At 69.3% G+C, this 24,361-nt stretch carries 26 protein-coding genes and 1 pseudogene; 16 read left to right on the top strand and 11 right to left on the bottom strand.

What is annotated here, in order from left to right:
- Positions 1-65: 65 nt before the first annotated feature.
- Complete coding sequence (locus TFC3_RS13275) at positions 66-626, top strand: hypothetical protein (RefSeq protein ID WP_255363760.1); 561 nt, start codon at positions 66-68, stop codon at positions 624-626.
- Here TFC3_RS13275 and TFC3_RS13270 read toward each other — a convergent pair.
- Positions 623-1,168 (bottom strand): hypothetical protein, encoded by a 546-nt coding sequence (locus tag TFC3_RS13270; protein WP_067499612.1) that lies wholly within the window; start codon positions 1,166-1,168, stop codon positions 623-625. The genes TFC3_RS13275 and TFC3_RS13270 overlap by 4 nt on opposite strands.
- 178 nt (positions 1,169-1,346) lie before the next feature.
- Here TFC3_RS13270 and TFC3_RS13265 point away from each other — a divergent pair, with 178 nt between their 5' ends.
- From TFC3_RS13265 to TFC3_RS13245, 5 genes are all read left to right on the top strand, one after another.
- Complete coding sequence (locus TFC3_RS13265) at positions 1,347-2,174, top strand: transporter substrate-binding domain-containing protein (protein ID WP_067499610.1); 828 nt, start codon at positions 1,347-1,349, stop codon at positions 2,172-2,174.
- A gap of 1 nt (position 2,175) precedes the next feature.
- Positions 2,176-2,970, top strand: coding sequence for an amino acid ABC transporter permease (locus TFC3_RS13260; protein WP_067499608.1), 795 nt, complete (start codon positions 2,176-2,178; stop codon positions 2,968-2,970).
- 5 nt (positions 2,971-2,975) lie between these two features.
- On the top strand, positions 2,976-3,752 hold the full coding sequence (locus tag TFC3_RS13255) for an amino acid ABC transporter ATP-binding protein (protein WP_067499606.1): 777 nt from the start codon (positions 2,976-2,978) through the stop codon (positions 3,750-3,752).
- A gap of 174 nt (positions 3,753-3,926) precedes the next feature.
- A complete protein-coding gene (locus tag TFC3_RS13250) occupies positions 3,927-5,210 on the top strand; it encodes a PHB depolymerase family esterase (protein ID WP_067499604.1) in 1,284 nt (427 codons plus the stop codon).
- A gap of 29 nt (positions 5,211-5,239) precedes the next feature.
- Positions 5,240-6,184: an N-acetylglucosamine kinase gene (locus TFC3_RS13245; RefSeq protein ID WP_067506577.1), complete on the top strand. Its 945-nt coding sequence runs from the start codon at positions 5,240-5,242 to the stop codon at positions 6,182-6,184.
- Here the strand turns inward: TFC3_RS13245 and TFC3_RS13240 are convergent.
- Positions 6,170-7,057 (bottom strand): MurR/RpiR family transcriptional regulator, encoded by an 888-nt coding sequence (locus TFC3_RS13240; RefSeq protein WP_067499602.1) that lies wholly within the window; start codon positions 7,055-7,057, stop codon positions 6,170-6,172. The two genes, TFC3_RS13245 and TFC3_RS13240, sit on opposite strands and share 15 nt — an antisense overlap.
- 248 nt (positions 7,058-7,305) lie before the next feature.
- Here TFC3_RS13240 and TFC3_RS13235 point away from each other — a divergent pair, with 248 nt between their 5' ends.
- The 4 genes from TFC3_RS13235 to TFC3_RS13220 are packed head-to-tail and all read left to right on the top strand — an operon-like array spanning position 7,306 to position 11,239.
- Positions 7,306-8,214: an N-acetylmuramic acid 6-phosphate etherase gene (locus TFC3_RS13235; protein ID WP_082772024.1), complete on the top strand. Its 909-nt coding sequence runs from the start codon at positions 7,306-7,308 to the stop codon at positions 8,212-8,214.
- 39 nt (positions 8,215-8,253) lie between these two features.
- Entirely contained in the window at positions 8,254-9,522 is a 1,269-nt protein-coding gene (locus TFC3_RS13230; protein WP_067499600.1) for an ABC transporter substrate-binding protein, read from the top strand.
- Positions 9,519-10,427 (top strand): carbohydrate ABC transporter permease, encoded by a 909-nt coding sequence (locus TFC3_RS13225; RefSeq protein WP_067499598.1) that lies wholly within the window; start codon positions 9,519-9,521, stop codon positions 10,425-10,427. The genes TFC3_RS13230 and TFC3_RS13225 overlap by 4 nt, the downstream gene beginning before the upstream one ends.
- The gene (locus TFC3_RS13220) at positions 10,424-11,239 is read left to right on the top strand and encodes a carbohydrate ABC transporter permease (protein WP_067499596.1); all 816 of its coding nucleotides are present in this window, start codon (positions 10,424-10,426) and stop codon (positions 11,237-11,239) included. The genes TFC3_RS13225 and TFC3_RS13220 overlap by 4 nt, the downstream gene beginning before the upstream one ends.
- Positions 11,240-11,242: 3 nt before the next feature.
- On the opposite strand, the gene TFC3_RS37030 is transcribed toward TFC3_RS13220, so the two are convergent.
- From TFC3_RS37030 to TFC3_RS13205, 4 genes are read right to left on the bottom strand one after another with little or no spacing between them, the layout of a single operon-like run.
- Positions 11,243-11,467, bottom strand: a complete 225-nt coding sequence (locus TFC3_RS37030; protein WP_201787157.1) for a hypothetical protein — start codon at positions 11,465-11,467, stop codon at positions 11,243-11,245.
- The gene (locus TFC3_RS13215) at positions 11,451-12,731 is read right to left on the bottom strand and encodes an LLM class flavin-dependent oxidoreductase (protein ID WP_067499594.1); all 1,281 of its coding nucleotides are present in this window, start codon (positions 12,729-12,731) and stop codon (positions 11,451-11,453) included. The genes TFC3_RS37030 and TFC3_RS13215 overlap by 17 nt, the downstream gene beginning before the upstream one ends.
- 2 nt (positions 12,732-12,733) lie before the next feature.
- Positions 12,734-13,663: an LLM class flavin-dependent oxidoreductase gene (locus TFC3_RS13210; protein WP_067499592.1), complete on the bottom strand. Its 930-nt coding sequence runs from the start codon at positions 13,661-13,663 to the stop codon at positions 12,734-12,736.
- Positions 13,663-14,463 carry a DUF1684 domain-containing protein gene (locus tag TFC3_RS13205; protein WP_067499589.1) on the bottom strand — a complete coding sequence of 267 codons (801 nt, stop codon included), beginning with the start codon at positions 14,461-14,463 and terminating at the stop codon, positions 13,663-13,665. Before TFC3_RS13205 ends, TFC3_RS13210 begins: the two co-directional genes overlap by 1 nt.
- 249 nt (positions 14,464-14,712) lie before the next feature.
- Here TFC3_RS13205 and TFC3_RS13200 point away from each other — a divergent pair, with 249 nt between their 5' ends.
- From TFC3_RS13200 to TFC3_RS40460, 5 genes are all read left to right on the top strand, one after another.
- Positions 14,713-15,570: an endo alpha-1,4 polygalactosaminidase gene (locus TFC3_RS13200; protein WP_067499586.1), complete on the top strand. Its 858-nt coding sequence runs from the start codon at positions 14,713-14,715 to the stop codon at positions 15,568-15,570.
- Between the two features lie 6 nt (positions 15,571-15,576).
- Positions 15,577-16,086 (top strand): SigE family RNA polymerase sigma factor, encoded by a 510-nt coding sequence (locus TFC3_RS13195; RefSeq protein ID WP_067499584.1) that lies wholly within the window; start codon positions 15,577-15,579, stop codon positions 16,084-16,086.
- Positions 16,079-17,020, top strand: coding sequence for a hypothetical protein (locus TFC3_RS13190; RefSeq protein WP_067499582.1), 942 nt, complete (start codon positions 16,079-16,081; stop codon positions 17,018-17,020). The genes TFC3_RS13195 and TFC3_RS13190 overlap by 8 nt, the downstream gene beginning before the upstream one ends.
- A gap of 141 nt (positions 17,021-17,161) precedes the next feature.
- Positions 17,162-17,629, top strand: a complete 468-nt coding sequence (locus TFC3_RS13185) for a hypothetical protein (RefSeq protein WP_067499581.1) — start codon at positions 17,162-17,164, stop codon at positions 17,627-17,629.
- Between the two features lie 12 nt (positions 17,630-17,641).
- Positions 17,642-17,806 carry a BTAD domain-containing putative transcriptional regulator gene (locus TFC3_RS40460; RefSeq protein WP_153040219.1) on the top strand — a complete coding sequence of 55 codons (165 nt, stop codon included), beginning with the start codon at positions 17,642-17,644 and terminating at the stop codon, positions 17,804-17,806.
- A gap of 3 nt (positions 17,807-17,809) precedes the next feature.
- On the opposite strand, the gene TFC3_RS13180 is transcribed toward TFC3_RS40460, so the two are convergent.
- From TFC3_RS13180 to TFC3_RS13170, 4 genes and pseudogenes are all read right to left on the bottom strand, one after another.
- Positions 17,810-18,046 (bottom strand): hypothetical protein, encoded by a 237-nt coding sequence (locus TFC3_RS13180; RefSeq protein WP_067499579.1) that lies wholly within the window; start codon positions 18,044-18,046, stop codon positions 17,810-17,812.
- Between the two features lie 183 nt (positions 18,047-18,229).
- Positions 18,230-18,331, bottom strand: a pseudogene (locus TFC3_RS38525) (AraC family transcriptional regulator); the annotation flags it as partial.
- A gap of 68 nt (positions 18,332-18,399) precedes the next feature.
- Positions 18,400-19,614, bottom strand: a complete 1,215-nt coding sequence (locus tag TFC3_RS13175) for an MFS transporter (RefSeq protein ID WP_153040218.1) — start codon at positions 19,612-19,614, stop codon at positions 18,400-18,402.
- On the bottom strand, positions 19,604-20,278 hold the full coding sequence (locus tag TFC3_RS13170) for a FadR/GntR family transcriptional regulator (protein ID WP_067506571.1): 675 nt from the start codon (positions 20,276-20,278) through the stop codon (positions 19,604-19,606). Before TFC3_RS13170 ends, TFC3_RS13175 begins: the two co-directional genes overlap by 11 nt.
- Before the next feature lie 134 nt (positions 20,279-20,412).
- Here TFC3_RS13170 and TFC3_RS13165 point away from each other — a divergent pair, with 134 nt between their 5' ends.
- Entirely contained in the window at positions 20,413-21,300 is an 888-nt protein-coding gene (locus tag TFC3_RS13165) for an aldo/keto reductase (protein ID WP_067499577.1), read from the top strand.
- Between the two features lie 73 nt (positions 21,301-21,373).
- On the opposite strand, the gene TFC3_RS13160 is transcribed toward TFC3_RS13165, so the two are convergent.
- Positions 21,374-24,112 (bottom strand): transglycosylase domain-containing protein, encoded by a 2,739-nt coding sequence (locus TFC3_RS13160; RefSeq protein ID WP_067499575.1) that lies wholly within the window; start codon positions 24,110-24,112, stop codon positions 21,374-21,376.
- Positions 24,113-24,361 lie beyond the last annotated feature (249 nt).

Below are 24,361 nucleotides of genomic sequence, written 5' to 3'. Positions count from 1 at the left end.
TATGCATGGCGCTTCTTCACAAGGCACACATCACCCCGACCAAGCTCGAACTGCTCGCCGCCTAGTTGCCCACCCGTAGCTGGTACGACGGACCGGACGACGTGGCCCCGGTGCGCGTCGCGGCGGGCCGGTTCGACGACCCGGCCGGGGCTGTCGGCATCGAAACCATGCTGGTGAGCGTGGGCGACGGGCCGGTGTGGCACGTACCGCTCACCTACCGTGACGCCCCACTTGACGGTGCGCAGGAGTGGCTCATCGGCACCACCGAGCACTCGGTGCTCGGCCGGCGCTGGGTGTACGACGCCATCGGCGACCCGGTGTACGCCGCCCAGGTGACCGCGGTGATTCGCGAGGCCGGTCACGAGGCCGACGAGGAATTCGAGATCGACGGGCAGCGGGTTCCCCGGGAGAGCGACCTCAAGCTGTCCGGCAGCGGCGCCGAAGTGCCCGCCTTCGCCACGATCACCGAGGTGCGCGACGGCGACCCGGCGGTCATCGGCACCGACACCGTGACCATCACCGTCAACCGGGTGCCCACGGTGGCCGTCGACCCGGCCGACGCCGGGGTGCTGACCGCCTGCTGGTCCGGCCAGGAGACCCCGGTCGTCGCCGCGCGCCTGCGTTAGCTCAGCTGCATCCGCACATCGTCCACATCGAACGCGGTGACGCCGCCGCCGGCCGTTTCACTGGCGGCGAAGCTGACGGTGGCGGTGCGGGACGTGCCGGCCGCGGCGGCCGAGTTGCTGTGCTCGGTCCACTGCTGCGGGTGATCGAACGCGAAGGAGAACACGGTCTTCGGGGGAGTGCCGTCGACGTACAACCCGACGTTGAGGTAGTCGCCGCGGGCGGTCGCGGTGCTGGTTGCGCGCGCCCAGAAGCTGACAGTGAGCTTGCAGCCGGCCGGCACCGTGACGCTGGCGCGCAGCAGGTCGGTGTGGTCGAGGTCCAGCCCGGCGAACGTGGCGTAGGCGCGGCCGGTGTGCGCGGGCCGGGCCTGGTCGCCGAGCACGACGATGCGGGGCCCGGCGGTCCAGCCCGCGGTGCCGCGTTCGAAGCTGGGATTGGGGTGCAGTTGCCCGGTGCAGGGCGCTGCGGCTGAGGCTTGATCGGCGACCAGCACTGCGCCCGCGGACAACGCCAGCGCGGCTACGGCAATGGCAACTCTCATGATTCTCCCCGTTTCTTGGCGTGAACCGTATTAAACACCATCGATGCCTACCGGAATCCCGCACGGCGTCAGGTCACGATCCGCTGCCGCATCGCATGGCGCTTCAACGATGTCGTTGACGTGCAAGTACGCTGTTCTGGCCCGCGGTGAGTGCGGGCGAGAGGGCAGGGAGAGGCACATGGTCGCGCGGCGACGTACCCGGAAGGCGGCTGCGCTGGCGGCTGCCGCAGTGATGATGATCGGCGGCGTGACCGGCTGCGCCAAGAAGGACACCGGTGGCACCACGGCGAGCGGCGTGGCGCTGGTGAAGTCCGGGGTGCTGACCACGTGCACGCACCTGCCCTACGCGCCGTTCCAGTCCAAGGACCAGACCGGCAAGGTGGTTGGCTTCGACGTCGCGCTGATCGACCTGGTCGCCACCAAGCTGGGCGTGACCCAGGCTATCGTCGACACCCCGTTCGAGGGCATCAAGTCCGGCTCCGACCTCAACTCCGGCAAGTGCGACGTGGCCGCGGCCGGCATGACCATCACCGACGAGCGCAAGAAGGTGCTCGACTTCTCCGAGCCGTACTTCGACGCCACCCAGGCGCTGTCGGTGGTCACCGGGCACGAGGTCAAGACCCTCGAGGAGCTCAAGGGTAAGCGCCTGGGCGTGCAGGGCGGCACGACCGGCGAGGAGTACATCAACGCGCAGGTCAAGGAGAAGAACCTCGGCATCACGGTGGTCTCGTACAAGGACCTGGCCGCGGTGCAGCAGGCGCTGTCGACCAACCAGATCGCCGCCGCCGTGGGTGACCTGCCGGTCTGGAACGAGTACGTGAAGGCCAACCCCGGCAAGATCGTCGTCGCGGCCGGCTTCAACACCGGCGAGCAGTACGGCTTCGCGGTCAAGAAGGGCAACGCCGAGCTGCAGAAGGCCATCAACGAGGCCATCGCCGCCGCGCGCACCGACGGCACCTACGACAAGCTGTACTCGACCTGGATCGGCGAGAAGCCGGCCAGCTGAGATGAAGCTGAGCCGCCGCCGGCGACAGCGGATCCTGCGCGTCGCCGGCTACGTCGTCTTCGGCCTGCTGATCCTGGCCGTGGCTGGTGCCGCGGACTGGGGTCAGCTCTCCGACGCGTTCTTCCGCACCGATGTTGCCGGGAGCATGTTCCCCGAGGCGATCACCGTCGCGCTGCGCAACACGATCCTGTACACCCTGCTGGCGTTCGTCTTCGGGCTGACGCTGGGGCTCATCCTGGCGCTGATGCGGCTGTCGTCGATCCTGCCGTACCGGTGGTTCGCCACGGGCTACATCGAGCTGTTCCGCGGTCTGCCCGCGCTGCTGGTGCTGTTCATGGTCGGCTATGGCGTGCCGCTGGCGTTCCCGGCCCGTGAGATCCCCGGCGGGCTGTACGGCTCGGTCACCGTGGGTCTCGGCCTGACGGCGGCGGCCTACATGGCGGAGACCATCCGGGCCGGCATCCAGGCGGTGCCCAAGGGCCAGCTCGAGGCGGCCCGCACGCTGGGCATGTCGCACCTCCGGGCGATGATCTCCATCGTGCTGCCCCAGGCGTTCCGGATCGTGATCCCGCCGCTGACCAACGAGATCATCCTGCTGACCAAGGACACCTCGCTGGTGTACGTGCTCGGCGTGACCCCGGCGACCATCGAGCTGACCAAGTTCGCCGGCGATGCGCTCAACCAGCGGGTCAACCCGACGCCGCTGGTCGTGGCCGGGCTGCTCTACCTGGTGATCACCCTGCCGCTGTCGCAGGTGGTCCGCCGGCTGGAGCACCGCGCGGCGAGGGAGAGGTGACCGGGATGGCGAGCATCGAGATCGCCGGCTTGCACAAGAGCTTCGGCGAGCTGGAAGTGTTGCGCGGCATCGACCTGGCGGTGGAACCCGGCGAGGTCGTCTGCGTGATCGGCCCCTCCGGCTCCGGCAAGTCCACCCTGCTGCGCTGCGTCAACCTGCTGGAACAACCGGCCTCGGGCACGATCCGGGTGGCCGGCGTCGAGGTCACCGATCCGGACTGCGACATCGACGCCGTACGCCGGGGCATCGGCATGGTGTTCCAGCAGTTCAACCTGTTCGGCCACCTGAGCGTGCGTGACAACATCACCATCGCCCAGCGCCGCGTCCTCAAGCGCAGCCGTGCCGAAGCGAACCGGGTCGCCTCGGAGAACCTCGACCGGGTGGGCCTGGCCGGCAAGGCGAACTCCTATCCCGCGCAGCTGTCCGGCGGTCAGCAGCAGCGTGTCGCCATCGCCCGCGCTCTGGCGATGGACCCGCAGCTGATGCTCTTCGACGAGCCGACCAGCGCGCTGGACCCCGAGCTGGTCGGCGAGGTCCTCGCGGTCATGCGGCGGCTGGCCGCCGAGGGCATGACCATGCTGGTGGTCACGCACGAGATGGCCTTCGCCCGCGAGGTGGCTTCCCGGGTGGTGTTCATGGACGGCGGCACCATCGTCGAGCAGGGCTCACCGGCCGAGGTCTTCGGTAACCCGCGCGAGGCCCGCACCCGCGAGTTCCTGCACCGGGTCCTGGAACCCACCCGCGTCGACGAGTCCGAGATCGGCGCTCACCCCGGCGAGTAATCGTTCCGCGACGCGTCTGTGTCCGTCTGGACAACGATGGCGCTCGCCGTGGGGCGGCGCCGCGACTTTACCGGGAAACGCCGGGCTCTGGGCGCACCTCTTGACGTTGCGCTTATGTTGCCGCGACGTTACGTTACCTCTGCATCGATATCCTTCTCTTCTTGAGGTGGCCTGATGTCAGTCCCGGTCAGTCGTCGCAGCGTTCTGGTTGCCGGTACGGGTGCCGCCGCCGGCTTGGCCGTGCCCGGTGTGGCCGGCGCGCATCAGGGCGTGAGCGAAAGGGCGAGCAGCGGCGGCGGGCAGCACGACACCACCGTGCGGTTTGTCCTCAACGCCGTCACCCTCGACGGCGGCGAGCAGGTCGTCTCGCTCACCCTGGACACCAGCAGGCTCGGCCACCTCGACCCGGCCGGGCTGACCCCGGGCACGTTCAGCGTGCACGCCAAGGCCACCAGCCCGATACCCCTGGCACCCGGCGATCAGATCTTCAGCGAGTACGACCTCGACCGCGTGGTCACCGGCGTGCGGCTCGACCGGCACGGCGACATCGTGGTCGACCTGCAGCACGGCGAGGGCCAGGCCGGCGCGGCCACCCTGGGTTACATCGCCGGCCGCGGCCGCAACGTCCGGCTCGATCTGGTCTACACCCTTACGCAGAACACGCCGATCCGGCTGCGTAACGGCCGTCCGGTGACGATCACCGATTTCCGGCAGGGGAGGCTGCGCAACCCCGAGGTGGACGCGTTCAGCTACCACGAATCGGGCTCGGGGCTGAAATATCGGCTGTACTCTCCCGAGCGCTCGCGCCGGGGACGTCCGCTTGTCGTCTGGTTGCACGGCGGGGGCGAGGGGGCCTCGCTGCCGGACAACTACTACGACAACGAGACCACGTTGCGCGCCAACCGGGGCGCGCTGGGCTTTGCCACGGCCGAGGCTCAGCGCATCTTCGGAGGCGCATACGTGGTGGCGCCGCAGAGCACCTCCTTCTGGATCGAGGACGGACCCCGGTTCGCCCCGCTGATCCGCGAGATCGTGCGCGATCTGGTTCGCAAGCACCACATCGACACCGACCGGATCTACGTGGCCGGGGCCAGCAACGGTGGCTACATGAGCCTGGAGCTGACGGTCACGTACCCGCGCCTGTTCGCCGCGTCGGTGCCCATCTGCGGGGTCGTCGAGGGCACGCCGCCGCTGATCACCGACGCCGAGCTGACCCGCATCAGCACCCCGACCTGGCTGGTTGCCTCCCGCGACGATGACACGGTGGACCCGCTGGCCAACACGGAACACGCCCACGACCTCATTCCACGATCCCTTCTCAGCCTGTACGACCAGGTGATCTGGAACGGCTACCAGTTCCCGGGCCACTGGTCCTGGATCTACGTGGCCCGCAACGACCCCAGCTACCGTGGCACCCACATCTGGCAGTGGATGTCACGGCAGCATCGCCGGACCTGAACGGCCTACCGGCGGTGATGTGGCGGCAGATGGCCGGCCTCGTCCTCGGCGCCGACTTGGGCGCCACGTCGACGCGGATCCTGGTGGCGACGGTGGCTGGGCGGCGCCTTGCCTCGGTGACGGGCGGCGGTGGCAACCCGACCACCCATGGCGTGCAGCGGGCTGCCGTCGAGCTGGGTGCCACGGTTCGGCGGGCTCTGGACGGACTCCCGGCGGATGAGGTCCGGGCGGTCGTGATCGGGGCGGCGGGACGGGCCACTCTGGATGATCCCCGGGCCTCGCGGGCGTTTTCGGACAGCCTCGCCGACGTGGGCATCATGGCCCGGCCGCAGTACGTGGGCGACGCCGAGGTCGCGTTCTGCTCGGCCACCTCCGTGCCGGACGGGACAGTGCTGCTGGCCGGCACCGGCGCGATGGCCGTCCAGATCCGCGACCGGCGCACCGCGAGGGCGTCCGACGGGCTCGGGTGGCTGCTCGGCGACGAGGGATCGTCGTTCTGGATCGGTCGTGAGGCGGTGCGCGCGAGCATCGCGGCGATCACCGGCACGGGACCGGCGACGGTGCTGACCGCCTCGGTGGCCGGGCGGCTGCTGAGCGAACCGGTGCACCGGTCCGCCCTCATCCGCGCTGTTGCCGCCCGGCCGCCGATCGAGCTGGCCGCGCTGGCGCCCCTGGTCACCGAGGCGGAAGCGGCGGGTGACCAGGTCGCAGCGGCCATCTGTGAGGATGCGGCGGATCGGCTTGCCGGCTCGGTGGCTCAGGTGCGAGAGCCCGGGGAGCGGACGCCCCTGGTGTTCAGTGGCAGCTTGGTGCGCACGCCGGTCGGGCGGCGGGTCGTTCAGCGCATCGGCGGCGAGGTGCTGACGCCGGCCGATGGTGTCGTGGGCGCGGCGTGGCTGGCCGTACGGCATCTTCGATCGGGGTGGACCGAGTCCCAGCTGGCGCACGTGCACGCTGTCCTAGCGGCGCGTTGAGGTGTGCCGGGTGCCCACGGCGGTGCGGGTGGCGTCCAGGGCGGCCAGGGTTTTGCCGTACGTCCGCTGGGCCACCCCGACGAACAGGCAGTCGACGACGGTGAGCTGGGCCAGCCGGCTGGCCATGGCGCCGGAGCGGAAGGTGGTTTCGCGCGCCGCGGTGGTCAGCACGTGCTCGGCGGTCAGCGCCAGCGGGGAGAGCGGGAAGTTGGTGAGCGCAACAGTGGTGGCGCCGTGCGAACCGGCCTCGGTCAGGGAGTCGATGGTGTCGGTGGTGGTGCCGGTGTGCGATATGCCGATCGCCACGTCGCCCGGACGCAGCAGGGCGGCGCTGGTCAGCGCGACGTGGGTGTCGGCGGAGTGGAACGTGACGCGCCCGATGCGCAGCAGCTTGTGCTGGAAGTCCAAGGCGACGAAGGCGCTGGCGCCCACGCCGTACAGGTCGACGCGCTGGGCCTGGACCATCGCTTCGATCACCCGGGCCAGCGCGGCCAGGTCGAGCTGGGATCCGGTCTCCTCGACCGCACGCGCGTCGGCGAAGGTGATCTTCTCGACGATGCGGGCCAGGTTGTCGCCGGGCTCGATGTCGCCGGGCACGCTCTTGCGATCGGCGCCCTCGGCCCGGCCCGCCTCGGCGGCCAGCGCCAGGCGCAGCTGGGGGTAGCCGGCGAAGCCGATCGCCTTGCAGAAGCGGATGACCGTGGCCTCGGAGACCCCGGAGGCGACCGCGAGCTCGGTGACCGTCAGGGTGGCGGTGGCGGTGGTGTCGGCCAGCACCTGCTCGGCTACCTGGCGCATCGAGGGTTGCAAGCTCGGCAGCAGCGCGCGGATGTGCACGGCGGTCGCGGTTGCCGCCTTACGGGTTCGTGCCATGGCGCTCAACCTAAGGGATGGCACGGGAGGGCCCACGCGGCTGGGCGCCCTCGGCGTCCCCGTCGAAGACACCCATCCGCGGGCCCCCGTTGCAAGCTGGCGACAGGAAGAAAGCTGGTCGACCGGAAAAAAGATTACCGACCTGGTTTTTACCGAGTCAAGAAGTTTCGTGAAATGATCGACGACAGTCGCTGGATTGGGTTGGTAGACGATTGACGGGATCAGGGCCCAGGTGGAAAGTTCCTTACGTGCTTCCTGAGACGCCGTTCTGGGTGATCGCTCCCACCGAGGAACGCAACGCCACCACCGTGGACATCGACCTGGCCGGGACCCTCGACATGCTGTGCCTGATCAACGACGAGGACGCCAAGGTCGCGCCGGCGGTCCGGGCCGTGCTGCCCGACCTGGCCGCGGCGGTCGACCTGGCCGTCGCTGCGCTGTGCGTCGGTCGTCGCGTGCATTACTTCGGCGCCGGTACGTCGGGACGGCTCGCGCTGATGGACGCGGCTGAGCTGGTTCCCACCTTCGGCACCGACTCGGATCAGGTGGTCGCCCACCATGCCGGTGGCACCGATGCGGTGCGGGCGCCGGTCGAGAACATCGAGGACGACGAGCCTGCCGGGGCAGCCGAGGCGGCGGTGCTGCAAGCCGGTGACGTTGCGGTGGGGCTGGCGGCGAGCGGACGGACGCCGTACGTGGTCGGTGCGCTGCGTGAGGCCCGGGTGCGCGGGGCTCGTACAGTAATGATGTCGGCCAATCCCCAGGCGAGCTTTGGCGCCGAGGTCGATGTGCACGTCGGCGTGGCCACCGGGGCCGAGGTGATCGCCGGATCGACCCGGATGAAGGCCGGGACCGCCCAGAAGATGCTGCTGAACGCGTTCTCGACCGCGCTGATGGTGCGGACGGGACACACCTATTCGAACTTGATGGTGGCCGTGGGCGCCCGCAACGCCAAGCTGCGGGGCCGGGTTGTGCGGATCCTGGTCGAGGCGACCGGGCTCGACCCGCAGGTGTGCGCCGAGGCGGCCGCGCGGGCCGGGGGTGACTGCCGGATCGCGCTGGTGTCGCTGCTGGCCGCGGTGCCGGTCGACGCCGCCCGGCACGCCCTCGCCGAAGCCGGGGGAGCGGTGCGGCAGGCGCTGGCGATCGCTGGCTGAGACGGCTTTTACCACTGGAACGATCGAAGGGGCTCGGATGTGAGACCACACAGGGGTTTCGCGGTTCTCGCGGTCGCGGCGAGCCTGGCTGCCACTGCTGCCTGCACCGCGACGGGATCTTCGGGCACCGGCGATGTCACGCTGTCGCTGTGGTCGTGGCGGCCGGAGGACACGGCCGCGTACCGGCAGATCTTCGCTGCCTTCGAGAAATCGCATCCCGGCATCAAAGTGGACTTCAAGGCGTACAAGTCGACGGAATACAACACTGTTCTGTCCACCGGTCTGACCCAATCGGGCGGTCCGGACGTCATGCAGTTGAGGGCTTACGGCGGGCTGCAACCGCTCATCGAAGCAGGCGAACTCGTGGCGCTGGACGGCAAAGTCGCCGGGCTGTCGAATTTCGAGACCACCTCGCTGGAGGGCGCCCGCGGCAAGAAGGACAGCAAGGTCTACGGCGTCCCCCTGGAAATGTCGACGTTCCAGATCTACTACAACAAGGACCTCTTTTCCCGGTACGGAGTGCAGCCCCCGGTCACGTGGGAGCAAATGCTCACCGGCGCCCGCACCTTGCTGGACAACAACGTCACGCCCTTCGCCACCGCAGGCAAGGACACCTGGCTCCTGCCGCTGTACGACGACACGTTCGCCGCCACCCGGTACGGCGGACCGGCCTTCGAGAAGAAGGTGCTGGCTGGGCAGGCCACGTTCACCGATCCGGACTTCGTGGCGGCTCTGGACGTACTGAATCAACTGAAGCCCTATTTCCCCAAGGACATGATGGGGCTTGGCGAAACCGAAGCGCAGACGCTGTTCGCCACCGGCAAGGCGGCCATGATTCCGGAGGGCTCGTTCGCGCTCGGCCCGCTTCAGGCCATCAATCCGGAGCTTGAGCTGGGGGTGTTCAACGCGCCACCCGCTCCTGGTGCCGTGGTGACCAAGCCGTTGCAGGTCGGCTGGGTGGACGCCTCCTACGGGCTGAATGCCAAGTCCGGGCACCAGAAAGAGGCCCTCGAGTTACTGCAGTGGATGACCACAACGGAATTCGGGCAGTTGGTGGCCGACACCTTGAAACAGGTGTCCTTGGTCAAAGGCGTGCAGCCCGGTGACCCTCTGCTCGGCCAGATGGTGCAGGCCTACCGCAGCAATCCGACGCCCTATCTGATGCTCGTCAACTTCCGGTACGGCACCCCGCTGGGCAGCGATCTGCAAGCGGCCGGTCTGCAGAAGATGTTGCTCGGTCAGCAGAATCCCACCCAGGTTGCCGGCGACATCCAAGCCGGTGTCTCGCAGTGGTTCAAGCCGCAATGAGATGGCGCATTGCCGTCTGGTTCGTGCTGCCCGCCTTTCTGCTGTACACCCTTTTCACCGTCTATCCGCTGCTCTCCGCCCTGGCCAACAGTTTCTGGCGCTGGCAGGGCACCGCCCGCGGCGAATTCGCCGGTGCTGACAACTTCACCAGCCTGTTCACCACGTTTCCGCTCAACCAGCAATTGTGGCCGGCCCTCTGGCACACCATGGCGTTCTTCGCCGGGACCATGCTGGTGCAGAACACGGTTGGCCTGCTGATCGCGGTGCTGCTGGTCGAGTTGCCGGTGGCACGGCGCCTGCTGCGCACCGTCTATACCGTGCCGTACCTGATCGGCGGGCTGGTCGTCGGCTATCTGTGGAGCCTGCTGCTGAGCCCGGTGTTCGGCCCGGTCAACGCGAGCCTGCGGGCCGTCGGGCTGGACTCGCTGGCCCGGGCCTGGCTCGGTGACCCGGCGACCGCGCTGCCGGTGGTCATTCTGGTCAACGCGTGGCAGTACCTCGGTTTTCCCATTCTGCTGTTCGGCGCCGCGCTGGCCGGGCTGGCCCCGGAATACACCGAGGCGGCCAAGGTGGATGGCGCGAATGCCCGGCAGCGGTTCTTGCGGGTCACGCTGCCGTTGCTGCTGCCCGCGATCGGTGTGGTGTCGATCCTGACGTTCATCGGCTCGATGAATACGTTCGAGCTGGTGTATTCCCTGGAAGGCGCGCAAGGCAATCAGCCCACCGGGCCGGGCGGTGCCACCGACGTTCTCGGGCTCATCTTCTACCGGGTTGCGTTCCAGGAGGGTGGGTCGAACGCGATCGGGCAGTCCTCGGCGCTGGCGGTGTTGTTGTTCGCGGCCACCTTCGCTGTTGCCGTGGTGGCCAACTGGCTCATCCGGCGCCGGGAAATCACGCTGACATGAGGTGGGGGCGCTTCGCGGGCTATGCGATGTTGTGGGCGTACGCGGCGGTGGCGCTGGCTCCCATCGTGGTGATGCTGCTCAACTCTTTGCGCCCGAACACCGAGGTGCTGTCCGAGCCGTTGAGGTTGCCGGCCACCCTCGACTTCTCCAGCTATGCGACCGCGTGGAGCGAGGCTTCTTTTTCCTCGTACGTCCGCAACTCTCTCGTGGTGACCATAAGCGCTGTGGCCTTGGACGTCGCGGTTTCGTTGCCCGCCGCCTATGTGCTGGGCCGTTATCGGCTCCGGGCCGGCGGGATGCTCACCGCGTACTTTCTGGCCGGGCTGATGCTGCCGGTCCGGCTGGGCATTCTGCCGGTCTTCTACCTGCTGGGCACCCTGAACCTGGTCGATTCCCGGCTCGGCCTGGTGCTCGTCTACGCGTCCAGCGGCGTGCCGTTCTCGGTGTTCATCATGGCGGCGTTCTTCCGGGGATTGCCGCGCGAACTGCAAGACGCAGCCCGGATCGACGGCGCGGGGGAGCTGCGCATCTTTTCGCGGGTCATGGTGCCCCTGGTGAAGCCGGCCATCGCTACGGTGGTGGTGTTCCGGTTCGTACCGTTGTGGAACGACTTTTTCTTTCCGCTCGTGCTGATGCGCACGACCGGTCGCTACACCTTGCCGGTCGGTCTCACGCAGTTCTTCGGCGAATTCCAGACGAACTGGTCGGCCCTGTTCGCCGGGCTCGTCATCGCCGCACTTCCGCTGATCGTGCTGTTCGTGGTGGCCACCAAGCAGATCGTCGAGGGCCTGACCGCGGGAATGGGCCGATGATCGTCAGGACCGCGGCGTGACGGCTCGCAGCGCGATGTCCACCGAGGCCTGCAAACATTCCTCGCTCGCCCCGGCTGCGGGGTGCACGGCGTGACCCTCGCTGAGGACCATCACGAAACGAGCCAACGCGACCGGGTCGATACCCTCCGGAAGGTCGGCAGCGCGGGTCAGCCGCTCCACGAGCGCGGCCCGCCCGGCGTTGAACCGTCGATCAGGCGCCTGCCTCAAAGAGATGGTCGCGCAACGTCCGGCCGGTGTACTCGCTGCGGTACACGCCCCGGGTTTGCAGCTCCGGCACGAGTTTGTCGACGATGTCCTCGACCGTGCCGGGCAGCAACTGCGGCAGGATGTTGAAGCCGTCGACCGCGCCGGTGCTGACGTACCGCGTCCACTCGTCGGCGATCTGGCCGGGCGTACCGACGAAGGTGTTGTGCCGGGGGTTGACCTCGATCACCAGGTCGCGGATGGAGTAGTCGCGTTCCTCGGCCAGGCGCCGCCACGCCGCCACCCGTTCGAGTTTGCCGGTGCGGTGCTCGATCGAGATGGTGCCCCGCGACGGATCCAGTTCACCCTCGGCCGGTTCGATGGCGGGAAGAGGGCCTTCGGGGTCGTACCCGGAAAGGTCTTTGCCCCAGTACTGTTCGAGGAAAGCCAGGGCGCGCGGGCCGTTGGTCTGTTCCCGCTGGATCCACTCGGCCTTCTCGGCGGCCTCGCGCGGCGTGTCGCCCAGCACCACCGACGCCCCGGGCAGAATCTTCAGCGACCCGGGGGAACGGCCATAGGTTTTGAGCCGGGACCGCAGATCGGCGGCGTAGGCAACGGCCTTGTCATAGTCGGTGTTGGCCGAGAAAACAACATCGGCATGCCGGGCCGCCAGATCACGCCCGCCCTCGGAATCACCGGCTTGAAAGAGCACAGGACGGCCCTGCGGGCTTGCCGGTACGCTCGCAGCAGCCCGAAGCTCCACCAGATCGCTGTGCCGTTCCACCGTCTCGCCGTCCCCGGCCCACAGGGCCTTGGCGGCAGCCACGAACTGTCCGGCCCGCTCATACCGCCGCTCGTGGGCGAGCCACCCGCCGTACCGGAAATTCTCGCCGGTCCAGGCATTGTCGGTGGTCACGATGTTCCACCCGGCGCGCCCACCGGACACGAAGTCCAGGCTGGCCAGCCGGCGCGCGAGGTCGGCGGGGAAGTTGTAGGTGGTGTTCTGCGTCGCGACGAGTCCGATGTGCTCGGTCTCCGCGGCCAGCGCGGCCAACTGGGTGATCGCGTCGGGACGCCCGGCCACGTCGAGATCGTGGATGCGCCCCCGATTTTCCCGTACCCGTAAGCCTTCGCCGAGGAAGAAGGCGTCGAACAGGCCCCGCTCCAACGTCTTGGCGGTGGCGATGAACGTGTCGATGTGGGTGTGCGCGGCAAAGTCCGGCTCGGTCCACAGCAATTGCGGTCCGACGCCGGTGAAGAACACACCCAGGTGCAAGCGAGGCGCCATGGTCACTCCTGTCCGGCGGTGGCGAACCGGTTGGCGGGCCTCGGCAATCCGAGGGCCTCGCGCAACGTGGGCTTACCGCTGCGACGCGGTCCGGCCACCGCAATCACGTGCGGCAGATCAACAGCAAGATCAGCCGGGTGTACGCGCACACCGTCGACAATCGCGTCCAACCGAGCCAGCAGCGCCTGCCAGCCGTCCGCATCGCCGTTGTGCCGCAACCGGTGCGAGGGCTCGCCCGCTCCGAGATCGAGCTCGGCGAAGACCAGCGGGGCGCCCTGCTCGCGAGCCCGGCGCGCCCGGTCCTCGATCTCCTCAAGCGTCGCCGCGGCGATCAGGGCAACATCGAGCTGCCCGGTGACGCCCAGCGTGTCGGAGCCGAGCACCACCACCTGACCCTGCGGCGGGCGCGGGGTGATCAGCGGGCCGGTCACCGAGAAGCGGGCGCCGGTGTAGTTGACGTGGTGCACCCGGTCGGCGTCGAGGAACCGGCTGGTTGTCACGTCCCGGATGACCGCGTCGTCCTCCCACGAGTCCCACAGCAGCCGAGCCACCTCGACCACGTCGGCAACCTCGCGGCGCAACGCGTCGGCGGACAGGGGCCGGCTACCGATGGTGGCGTGCGCGGCCTCGCTGTTGTCCGCGCCGATCACCCAACCGGCCCGGCCGAGCGAGGCGTGGTCGAGCGAGGCGAGCTGGGTGGCCAGGTGGAACGGTTCGGTGACGGTGACGTGCAGGGTGGGTGCGATCCCGATATCCGTGGTACGCCGGGCCAGGTACGCCGCACGCACCCCAGCTTCGATACGCGGGGCGCCGCCGGGCGCGGGCGTCGGGGAGTCGTCGATGGTGACCAGGGCGAACCCGGCCTGCTCGGCGGTCCGGGCGGCCGTGATCCCGGCCGCCGGGTCGCAGCCGATCTCCACTGCCAGCAGCATCAGGCCACCTGCGCCGCGAGCCGCTCGTACGGGATCTTCTCGCCGGCCTCGACCGCGATCGGCAACCGGTTCTCCGCCGGCGGCAGCGGGCAGGTGGCGTAATCGGTGTACGCGCACACCAGGTTGGTCGCCCGGGTGAAGTCGATGACCACGGTGCCGTCGGCCGTCGGCGCGTCGATGGCCAGGCTGCGGTTGGCCGCGTACGTGGTGACCCCGGAGGTCTCGTCGGTGAACAGCGCGAACAGCGAACCCGGGGCCGAGCCGTTGAACACGGTCAGCGCGAGCGGCGTGCCGGCCACCTCGAACTCGACCCGGCCGGGCGACTCGTACACGTGCTCCAGGCCCGCCACCGCCGCGCCGACGGTGACGTCCTTGGGCTGGTCGAAGGGCACAAACCGTCCGGTGACCACCCACTTGTCCGCCGGTTCGTACGCCGGCACGCCCCGGAACCCCAGCCGCAGCGGGTTCTGCGGGTGCCGCGGCCGGATGATGTCGAAGCCGCCGCGCTTGGCCACCTCGATCACCGCGTCCCCGGCTCCGGCGTCGACCCCGGTGCGCTCGCCGAGCACCCCGAACGCGTACCGCCCGGTCACCGTCTCCCCGCTGATGCTCAGGTTCTCGCCGCCGGCCAAATCGACGACCACGCCGTCCGGGCCGGTGGACCACTCGCCGGGCGCATCGGGGAAGCGCTGCGGACTGCCGGTGAGAAAGTTCAGGCTGGTGATGGCCAGGAAGCCGTGCGGGTCGGCCAGCTTGCGTTCGTGCTCGGTGTGCCACTGCGCCCACGTCTGTGCGGTCATGCCCCGAGCCTATCCCTACAAAGCCCATAGGTTATAAGTCGCATGTGTGAAGGACTGTGAACGGCAGGCCGCCTGCCCCGGGCGGACGGCGGCTCGGGGCAGGCGCGGAACGTTGCCGGCAAGCGGTTGACTCTTCGCATTCTCTGCGTATCGGTAAAGTTACCTGAAGTAGTTGTGCCCCGGCGGCAGCAGCCGGGGCAGGCCGGCGCGTTCAACGGGTGGAGTTCCCCCACGCTCAAGGAGTTATCGATGGCGTCTCCCCGCAAACGCACCCGCATCGTCGTCGCCGCCGCGGTGACCGCCGCTGCCGTCGCCGCCCTGGTGGCCGGCATCGGCACCGCGGACGCCGGCACGAAGCCCAAGCCCGCCGCCGCCCCGGCCGCCACCTGGACCGCCCCGCCGGCCAACGCAGGCTTCGACTACCAGATCGGCCAGCCCTACACCCCGCCATCCGGCGTCACCGTGGTCAGCCGCGACTACACCGCCAGCCCGGCGGCCGGGCTGTACAGTATCTGCTACGTCAACGCTTTCCAGACCCAGCCCGACGCCGCGTCCTGGTGGCAGACCAACCACCCCGACCTGCTGCTGCGCGACGCCGACGGCAACGAGGTCATCGACGAGGACTGGAACGAGATCCTGCTGGACTACTCGACCGCCGCGAAGCGGACCGCGCTGACCGCGATCGTCGGCCAGTGGATCGACACGTGCGCCACCAAGGGATTCAAGGCCGTCGAGCCGGACAACCTGGACTCCTACACCCGCTCGGGCAATCTGCTCACCGCGTCCCAGGCGGTGGCCTATGCCACCTCGCTGAGCACCCGGGCGCACACCAAGGGGCTGGCCATCGCCCAGAAGAACGACGCCGACCTGAGCACCGCCAACGCCAAGAAGGCCGGCTTCGACTTCGCGGTCGCCGAGGAGTGCGCCGACTGGAACGAATGTGACGCGTACACGGCGACGTACGGCAACCGCGTGTTCGTGATCGAGTACGACGCGGCCAACTTCAAGAAGGCATGCGCCTCGCACGGCAGCAAGCTGTCGATCGTGCAGCGCGACCGTGACGTCACCGCCCCGGGCTCCCGCACGTACGTGTTCAAGAGCTGCTGAGCGCCTGTGTCCCAGCGCCGCGACACCGCGTTCGACGACTTCGTGCAGGCCCGGGGCTGGGCGCTGCTGCGATTCGCGTACGTGCTGTCCGGTGACGCCCACCTCAGCGAGGACCTCGTGCAGGAGGTGCTGGCCCGGATGCACCGGCGCTGGGACAAGGTGACGGCCCTGCAACACCCTGAGGCGTACGTCCGCACCGCGATCGTGCGCCAATATGTGTCCTGGCGGCGCCGGCGCTCGGCCGGGGAGACCATCCTGGCCGAGTTGCCCGAGCCGCCGGGGCTGAGCGAGCCGCAGCAGCGGGTGCTGGCCCGCGACCAGATGTGGCGGCTGATGGCCGGGCTGCCCCGCGCCCAGCGGGCGGTGCTGGTGCTGCGCTTCTACTGCGACCTGCCCGACGACGACATCGCCCAGTTGCTCGGCTGTGGGCAGTCCACGGTCCGCTCCCAGGCAGCGCGGGCGCTCGCCCGGATGCGGACCCTACTGGCCGACGAGGAGGTGCACAGCGATGGATGAGCTGGACCGGCTGCTCGCCGAGACGATGCACGACGCCGCCAGCCGCGCCCCCGCCGCCGACCGGCTGCTGAGCACGGTGCACCACCGCTCCGACCGGCTGCGGCGGCGGCGCCTGGCCACCGGGCTGGCCGCGGTGGCGGCGGTGCTGGCCGTGGGCATCCCGGCCGCTGGGGCGCTGGTGGCTCGTGCCCCCACCGACAATGCTCCGGTTGCCGGCTCCATCCAGCTTGTCGGGACCTATCCGGCGCCGGTCTTTCCCTACACGCTGCCGGCCACCGACGGCCTGAGCGCTCCCGTCGCCTCGATGCGCGACGGCGCGCTGAGCGCTTTCTTCGAGGCCACCGAGCTGCAGCAGCACTCGGACATCACGGTCACCGTGACGAGCAGCGAGCCCGCCTCCACGGCGGCGGCAACCGAGAAGACCGTGCGGGTGCGCGGGCACTCGGCAACGCTGCGGACCGTCAAGGTGCAACCGGCCAAGCAGCTCATCCTCACCTGGCAGGAGTCCCCGGGCCGCTGGATCCGGCTCGCCACCGACGACACCTACAGCCAGCAGCAGGTCATCGCGTTCGCCGAGGCGCTCACCCCTGCCTCGGTCGAGGTGCTGCCCCCGTTCCAGCTCGACCTGAGCCCTGCCGGTTTCACGCTCGACACGGTCACTGCCTCAACCATGCGATTCCGTACGTCCCCAGCCGCCCCGCCCATCACTGTCGTGCTGCGTAAGCGCTACCAGCTGGACGGCAGTAACCGCAATGTCGGGTCGTACCGGGCACTGCTGGCCACCGGCACCGGCGGCACCAAGCTCAGCATCGACGTCACCGACTGGAATGCCACCCTTGAGGTGAGCGTCGGCACCGGGCTCGCCCTCAGCGACGCCGACCTGATCCGCTTCGCCGCCGGCATCCACATCCTCAACCGCTCCGACCCTCAGTAGCACCGAGCTGCGCGCCCGCCCGAGCCTGCCGCCGGAGCATGTGGAGCTGGCCCTGCTGCGCTCCACGATCACCGGCCGGCATCCGCGCCACCGAAGCGGGCTGGGTCCGATAGCTCAGACGCATCGGCTACCGTACGGTTCGTGCAGCTCATCCGCGTTTCCCCGGTCGTTCTCGCGCTGGCCTCGATGGTCCTGCTGGGTGCGTGCAGCGACTCCCCGTCCACCTCGTCCGCCCCGCCCGCGCCCGCGACGGCCACCGGTGCATCGCCGGCTCCGAACCGGGCCGGTGACGCAAAACTGTGCTCGGCCGTGCAGAAAATTGGTCAGGACTTGAAGGACGAGCTGGTCGGCATTTCGCAGTCCGGGAAGGAGCCGACCCGGGATCTGTTCACCGGCATTCTCCAGAAAATGGCGGAGAAGGTAACCGCGGAGGCCTTTGCCGCCGGGGACAGTGCCGTTGCAGTGGCTGCTCGCCAGCTCGGCGAGCAAGCCAGCCAGGCCGCCAAGGAGCAGGATCCCGTGGCCGCGGCCAGCTCCCCGGGATTCGAAAAGGCCGGTTCCGATCTCACCGCTGCCTGCCAGGCCGCGGGCGTTGCCGTCACCTTCTGATGAACCAGGACGGTGACTGGCACTGTCCTTCAGCCGATTCGCCCCGGAACGGCGTCAACCCGCGCCTTGCTGCAGCATCGGGCTTGCGTCAGCGTCCTCAGAAGCGATCTGGGCGTGGATCCCAGCCCCGGGACGCAGGGTCTGCACCTGCGGATCCGCCGGCATGAGGCGGTGTGATCGTCAGTCCCAGACGATGCCGATCTCGCTGAGCCACAGCTTCTCGAACTCGGTGATCGCAGTGAGCGACGCCGCCTCGGCGCGGCCACCCACATGCACCACCTGATCGTCGCCCGGGTGCAGGACGACCCTTTCGTAGCGCGGCGGCCACCGCAGCAGGAGCCGGCGCCCGCACCGGGGGCACCATTCCTCGGTTCCGGTGTCCCTGCAGGTCTTGACCACCATCTCGTGCAGGCTCACAGTGTTGCTCCTCATCGCACGCCAGGCGAGCATCGCCCGCCTGGCGAAACATCTCCCGCCGGTGAGACCCGTGCGGCCGGCCATGGATGCCCACCGCAAATGGCGCCAAACGACAACCTCGTGCCGGTTCGCTCAACGACCGGCCCGGGGTGCCGCTGAGCCGGGTGACCACGCCGGTTGAGCGGGCCGGCCGCCGGTGGCCAGGGCCTGGCCGAGCACTTCGATCGGCGTGGCGAGGTCGAACGCGATCGTGTCCGGCAGGGCCAGGACGGAAACCGTGTGCATGATGACCTCTCGGGAAGCAAGCGGCAAGAAAGGTCAGAGGATCGCAATCTTGCCACTCAGTTCCCGGTCTACTGGATGACCTTGTTGCGGCCGGCGAAGTAACCCACACCGGCCAGCACAAGTTCCAGCGCCAGGATCGTGACCAGCGCAGGCTTCCACGTGCCGGTGGCGTCGTGCAGCGCCCCCACCGCGATCGGCCCGGCCGCTGCCACCAGGTAGCCCACGGACTGCGCCATGCCCGACAATGCCGCCGCCTGGGTGTGATTACGGGTGCGCAAGCCGAAGAAGGACAACGCCAGCACGATGCTCGCCCCGCCGCCCACACCGGCGAAGGTGGTCCAGATCGCGCTGTAGGTGGGAGCGACCAGCACGCCCACGACGGCAACCACGAACAGCAGGGGAGCCAGCACGCCGATCAGGCGCTGATCGCGCAGGCGGGGGATGAGCGCGGAACACGCGATGCTGCCGGCGATGCCCAAACCGTTGAGCAGCAACTGGTGGACGCCCGCAGCGGTAGCACTGACACCGGCCGATTCCTCGATGGACGGCAGCCAGGTGATGAAGACGTAGTAGCCGGTCGACTGCAGCGCCATGTAGGCCGTGACCTGCCAGCCGACCGCAGACCGCCACGGACTCTTCACCGAAGCCACGCTCGGGGCCGCAACCGGCGCCGCAACCGTGTGCCGGCGCAGTTGCGGCGCCAGCACGCCCAGCGCGATCACCGCCAGCCCGGCCCACATGCCCAGCGGCAGCCGCCACCCCGCCGACGTCAGGCCCGCCATCGGCACGGCAACACCGGCGGCGGTCGCGGCGAACACGGACTGCACAGCCGAATACCTACCGGTGATCTGCCCGATCCGGGTCGGGAAATCGCGCTTGACCAGAGCGGGGAGCACAACGTTGACCACCGCGATGGCCACGCCCAGCAGCGCGGTGCCCAGCCACAACAGCGGCTGCCCGGGCAGCGAGCGAACAACCAGACCCAGGGCCAGACCCGCCAGCCCAAGGCCGAGGGTACGTTCCAAGCCCAGCCGGCGCGAAACCGCAGGCGCCACCGGGGAAATCACCGCGAACGCCACCAGCGGCAGGCTGATCAGCGCCGACGCGGTGAACGAGGCAAGACCCAGATCCCGGCGTAACTCCTCGAGTACCGGGCCGACCGTGGTGATTCCGGCGCGCAGGTTCGCGGCCACCAGCAGCAGCCCGGCCAGCACCAGGGCCGGGCTCAACGCGCGGGTGGCCGGGCCGGCTGCAGGCCGTTCGGTCAGGCTGTCAGTCACCATCGGGCAGTGCTCCTTCTTGAACCAGCCGGACCATGTGATCGGCAGCGGCGGCGGCTGCCTGCGGATCGCGTGCCGTGATCGCCGCCACCAGGTCGTCGTGTGCGGCGTCGATGTCCCGCGTGTCGCGCTCGCCCGGGCTCCAGCGCAGCAGGTCCTGCTCGTTGCCGCCGGTCCCGCGGTACAGCTCGGCCAGCAGCGCGTTTCCCGAGCATTCGAGCAGCAACCGGTGGAAGGCGAGGTCCGCCTCGGCGTATCCCGGTCCGTCGGTTGCCGTTCGTCGCCGGGCCAGCGCTTCGGTCAGCGCGTGCAACTGCTCGCCGGTGGCGCGGGTGGCGGCGAGGCGCGCCCCTTCGCGTTCCAGCAGCAGCCGGACCTCGGCCACATCGTCGGCGCGGTCGTGTTCGAGGCGGCGGGCCAGGGCGGGGGCGAGGTCGCTGGTGGCGATGACGAACGTGCCGTACCCGGCTCGGGCGCCCAGCAGGCCCGCGTGCACCAGCGAGCGCACGCCCTCGCGCACGCTGTTGCGGCTGACGCCCAGCTCGCGGGTCAGCTCATGTTCGGTGGGCAACAGCGAGCCGACCGGGAACTCACCGTCGGCGATGCGGCGGCGCAACTGGTCGGCGACTTGTTCGGCCAGGGAAGCGGGCCGCTCGAGGCGAGGCACCGGCCCAGCGTAGGGATAAGCCAAATGTAGGACAAGATGAAGTGGGAGGACTCACCACCCGGTCCGACCGGCTGCAGAACAGGGGCAGTGGTGGTTCCCCTCAGCGCGGGGACCGGGGGACTACCGTCGTACCTATGATCCAGCACGTCACCCTCAACAACGGCGTCACGATGCCCTCGCTGGGCCTCGGCGTCTTCCAGAGCCCACCCGAGGAGACCGCCGCCGCGGTGGAGACCGCCCTCGAGCTCGGCTACCGGCACATCGACACCGCGGCCGCCTACGGCAACGAGCGGCAGGTCGGCGAGGGGATCCGCCGCTCCGGCATCGACCGCGGCGAGGTGTTCATCGAGACCAAGGTGTGGGTCAGCGACTACGGCTTCGACGAGACGCTGCACGCCTTCGACAAGGCCACCCGCAAGCTCGGGGTGGACCGGCTCGACCTGCTGATCCTGCACCAGCCGGCGACGGACCGCTTCGAGCGTACGATCGCTGCTTATCAAGCCTTGGAGAAGTTGCTGGCCGACGGCAGGGTGCGCGCGATCGGGGTCAGCAACTTCATGCGCCACCACCTCGATGACCTGCTGAAGCAGACCCGGATCGTGCCCGCTGTCAACCAGATCGAGCTGCACCCGTACTTCAGCCAGCCGGACGTGCAGAAGGCCGGCGCCGAGCACGGGATCCTGACCCAGGCCTGGTCGCCGATCGGGGGCATCACGTTCTACCCGGGCTGGGGCGAGGACCGCAGGAGCGTCATCGAGGACCCTGCCATCGGTGCCATCGCGGAGGACCTCGGTAGATCTCCGGCTCAGGTGATGCTGCGCTGGCAGTTGCAGCACGGCCGCTCGGCGATCCCGAAGTCGACGAACCCGAAGCGCATCGCGGAGAACTTCGACGTGTTCGGCTTCGAGCTGACCGGCGAGCAGATGGCCGCGATCGACGCCCTCGACACCGGGGTGCGCAGCGGACCCGACCCTGATGTGCCACGCCTGGAGCGCTTCAACATGGTCATCCCGGAGGACTGATCCCCGCCGGCCGCGCGGGGCCACGATGGGCCCCGCGCGGTGGACCGCGGGCAGAGCCCGGACCGGATGCGCGTCACCAGCCCAGGTAGCTGCGGGTCAGGGCGGCGATGTGCTCGACGATGGCGATGCCTTCCGGCTGGCCGGTGTGGCCGTGGGAGAGCACCGACAGTGACACGTCGACCTTGTCGTTGGAGATGCGGCCGGTGCTGTTGATGATCCAGTGCTGGTCCTCGGTGGAGCGGGCCAGCCAGCCGTTCTTCAGCGCCACCCGCTCGCCGCTGAAGGAGGCCGCGCTGATGCCCCACGTCTGGTCGGCGTTCACCGAGGTCATGAGCTGCAGCAGGTATTCCTTGGAGTTCTTGCTCAGCGGGCTGTCGCCGTCGGTGAGCGCGTCCACCATGCGGACCTGGTCGTTGGCCGTGGTGGTGCTCAACCCGAACGACTCGGCTGGCGCGGTTCCGGTCAGGCCGAGGCGTCGCAGGGCGTCGCGCAGCCCGCTCGGGCCGCCGATGGCGTTGTAGACCTTGGATGCCGACGCGTTGTCGCTGGCCCGGATCATCGCGGTGACCCGGGTCCGCTCGGTCTTGCTGAGCTTGCGCTGCTCGTCCTGCACCTTGAGCAGCAGGGCGGCCAGCAGCTCGACCTTGATGACGCTGGCCGCCTCGAGGCGGGCGTCGCCGTGGAAGTCGTAGGTGTGCCCGGACTTACGGTCGTGGAGGGACACCGAGAATTCCGGCACCTTGGCGGCGTACTCCTCCAGCGCCGCGGTGAGCCGGTTGACCCGCTCGTCCCAGGAGCCGGAGGCCAGCGACTTGTCGACCTGGTCGCCGCGCTGCGGTCCCGGGTAGACCAGGCCGGGAACCATCTTGACCGTTTCGTCGAGCGTGCGCAGGTCGGCTTTCGACGCCTCGCCGACCGAGTGCGCGGCGTCCAGGGTGCGCGCCGGTTGGCCGTGCAAGGCATCACCCAGGAAGGTCTTCCAGATGTCGTACGGCATCCCGTCGCCGTTGATGGTCTTGCCGTTCTGCGTCCGGATCGGGCCGGGCTTCTCGCGGCCCACCCAGACCACAGCGGCCAGCCCCGGCGCCCACCCGGCGGTCCAGGCGTCGGAGGAGTCACCGGTATCGGCCCACTGCTGCGAGCCGGTTTTCGCCGCGGCCTGCAGACCGGGCACCGGGCCGTCGTGCTCCACCACCTTGGCCAGCACGGCGCCCACATCCGCGGCTACCGCGCCCGACAGCACCTGGTCGGAGACGCCCTTGTGCTGGTGCACGCCGGTGCCGTTGACCGTGACCACCGACTGCACGAAGTGCCGCTCGGTACGCACCCCGCCCCCGGCCAGCGTGGCGTAGAGGGTGGCCATGTCGGCCGGGGTGACCGGGTAACGGCCCAGCGCGATGTCGGAGCGGGTCTTGCCCGGGGCCAGCTCTCCCTTGAGGTCGACAAGGGTTTCCTGCTTGCCGTACTTCTCCGGCACGCCCAGGCGGTGCGCGAGTTTGCTGACCGCCTCCGCGCCGATCTGCTGGGCCAGCGCGTAGTACGGCGTGTTCAGCGAGTACACCATCGCGGTGTCCAGCGGGCAGACCGGGCACTGCAGGTTCTCCTGGTTGTACAGCGGGGCTCCGCCGCGGTCCTCGAACAGCCGCGGTGAGGTGCCGTTGTACAGCGATTCGAAGCCGATGCCCCGCTCCTCGGCCGCCGCCAGCACCACCGGCTTGAACGTGGAGGCGGGCGGCCGGGCGGCCAGTGCGTCATCGAAATAGCCGCGCCCGCGGTCCCCGCCGTAGTAGGCGCGCACCCCGCCGTCGTGGGGGTCGATGGCCACCAGCGCGGTCCGCAGCTCCTTGGGCTGACCCTTCAACGCCTTCTGGATGCGCGAGGCGGCCGCCTTCTGCGCGGTGGCGTCGATGGTGGTCGTGACGTGCAGACCCCCGGTGCGGATCTGCTGGCGGCTGAAGCCGGCCTCGAGCAGCTCGTCCTCGACCCGGTCCGCGATCAGCCCCACCGGGCCGCTGATGGTGCTGGAGGTGACGTTCGCCGGGGCTACCTTCGGGTACGTCGTCTGCTCGGCCTCACCGGTGGACAACCACCCGGCCTCGGTCATCGCCCGCAGAATCCATGTCCACCGGTTCTGCGCCCATCGCAGGTTGACCGCCGGGTCACCCTGGGACGGGTCCTTGACCATCGCCGCGAGTACGGCGCCCTGGGCCGCGTTCAGCCGGTCGACCCCGGTGCCGAAGTAGGCGCGGGCGGCCGCTTCGATGCCGTAGGCGCCCCGGCCGAAGTAGATGGTGTTGAGGTACCGCTCGAGGATCTCGTCCTTGGACCAGCGGTGTTCCACCTTGAGCGCGAGCGCGGCTTCCTTGGATTTGCGGCTGACCGTGCGTTCCTGGGTCAGGTAGGCGTTGCGCACGTACTGCTGGGTGATGGTGGAGGCGCCCTGCCCGTCGTCGTTGACGATGTTGGACCACAGCGCGCGGGCCAGCCCCTTCACCGAGATGCCGAAGTGGTCGTAGAAGCCCCGGTCCTCGGCGGCCAGGAACGCGTGCCGGACCGCCTCGGGCACCCGGTCGAGGGTGACGTCGGTGCGGTCGGTGGTGCCGATGCGTGCCAGCACCGTGCGCCCGTCGCGGTAGTAGAGCACCGAGGCCTGCGGCGGAACCGGGTCGGGGGGCAGGGTGACGCTGGCGACGTAGCCCGCTGCGGCGATGACCAGCGCCACCAGCACCGCGGTGAGTGCCGCCAGGCTGCGCCGGCCCCACCGGGGGATCCGCCGCACCAGCCGGGGGAACCACCGAAGCCGGCTGCTCACCGCGCCTGCTCGGCGATGTCTGACCAGATCGGTGTCTGCGGCCACCGGCCCCATGTATCTCCCATCGCCGTCGGTCTCTGACGTTGATGTAGACGTCCCTGACTGCGTCCGGGGTGGCATGGATACGATATTTTTCCCCTGGAACTTTGTGTCACGAAAGCATGACGGCTCCGCCTCCGAGGGCGAGATCACGGTCGGTGGCCCCGTGGCTACGCTGCACCGGCGTCCTGGGCGGCCTTGATCGAGTTA

This window comes from Actinoplanes sp. TFC3 (assembly GCF_001553785.1).
Taxonomy (GTDB): Bacteria; Actinomycetota; Actinomycetes; order Mycobacteriales; family Micromonosporaceae; genus Actinoplanes.
This window is presented reverse-complemented; position numbering and strand designations above follow the sequence as displayed.

Excerpts from the sequence above, each read along its gene's own strand:
- TFC3_RS13270 (WP_067499612.1), bottom strand. The coding sequence starts at position 1,168 with ATGAGAGTTGCCATTGCCGTAGCCGCGCTGGCGTTGTCCGCGGGCGCA.
- TFC3_RS13265 (WP_067499610.1), top strand. The coding sequence starts at position 1,347 with ATGGTCGCGCGGCGACGTACCCGGAAGGCGGCTGCGCTGGCGGCTGCC.
- TFC3_RS13260 (WP_067499608.1), top strand. The coding sequence starts at position 2,176 with ATGAAGCTGAGCCGCCGCCGGCGACAGCGGATCCTGCGCGTCGCCGGC.
- TFC3_RS13255 (WP_067499606.1), top strand. The coding sequence starts at position 2,976 with ATGGCGAGCATCGAGATCGCCGGCTTGCACAAGAGCTTCGGCGAGCTG.
- TFC3_RS13250 (WP_067499604.1), top strand. The coding sequence starts at position 3,927 with ATGTCAGTCCCGGTCAGTCGTCGCAGCGTTCTGGTTGCCGGTACGGGT.
- TFC3_RS13245 (WP_067506577.1), top strand. The coding sequence starts at position 5,240 with ATGGCCGGCCTCGTCCTCGGCGCCGACTTGGGCGCCACGTCGACGCGG.
- TFC3_RS13240 (WP_067499602.1), bottom strand. The coding sequence starts at position 7,057 with ATGGCACGAACCCGTAAGGCGGCAACCGCGACCGCCGTGCACATCCGC.
- TFC3_RS13225 (WP_067499598.1), top strand. The coding sequence starts at position 9,519 with ATGAGATGGCGCATTGCCGTCTGGTTCGTGCTGCCCGCCTTTCTGCTG.
- TFC3_RS13220 (WP_067499596.1), top strand. The coding sequence starts at position 10,424 with ATGAGGTGGGGGCGCTTCGCGGGCTATGCGATGTTGTGGGCGTACGCG.
- TFC3_RS13215 (WP_067499594.1), bottom strand. The coding sequence starts at position 12,731 with ATGGCGCCTCGCTTGCACCTGGGTGTGTTCTTCACCGGCGTCGGACCG.
- TFC3_RS13210 (WP_067499592.1), bottom strand. The coding sequence starts at position 13,663 with ATGCTGCTGGCAGTGGAGATCGGCTGCGACCCGGCGGCCGGGATCACG.
- TFC3_RS13205 (WP_067499589.1), bottom strand. The coding sequence starts at position 14,463 with ATGACCGCACAGACGTGGGCGCAGTGGCACACCGAGCACGAACGCAAG.
- TFC3_RS13200 (WP_067499586.1), top strand. The coding sequence starts at position 14,713 with ATGGCGTCTCCCCGCAAACGCACCCGCATCGTCGTCGCCGCCGCGGTG.
- TFC3_RS13190 (WP_067499582.1), top strand. The coding sequence starts at position 16,079 with ATGGATGAGCTGGACCGGCTGCTCGCCGAGACGATGCACGACGCCGCC.
- TFC3_RS13175 (WP_153040218.1), bottom strand. The coding sequence starts at position 19,614 with ATGGTGACTGACAGCCTGACCGAACGGCCTGCAGCCGGCCCGGCCACC.
- TFC3_RS13165 (WP_067499577.1), top strand. The coding sequence starts at position 20,413 with ATGATCCAGCACGTCACCCTCAACAACGGCGTCACGATGCCCTCGCTG.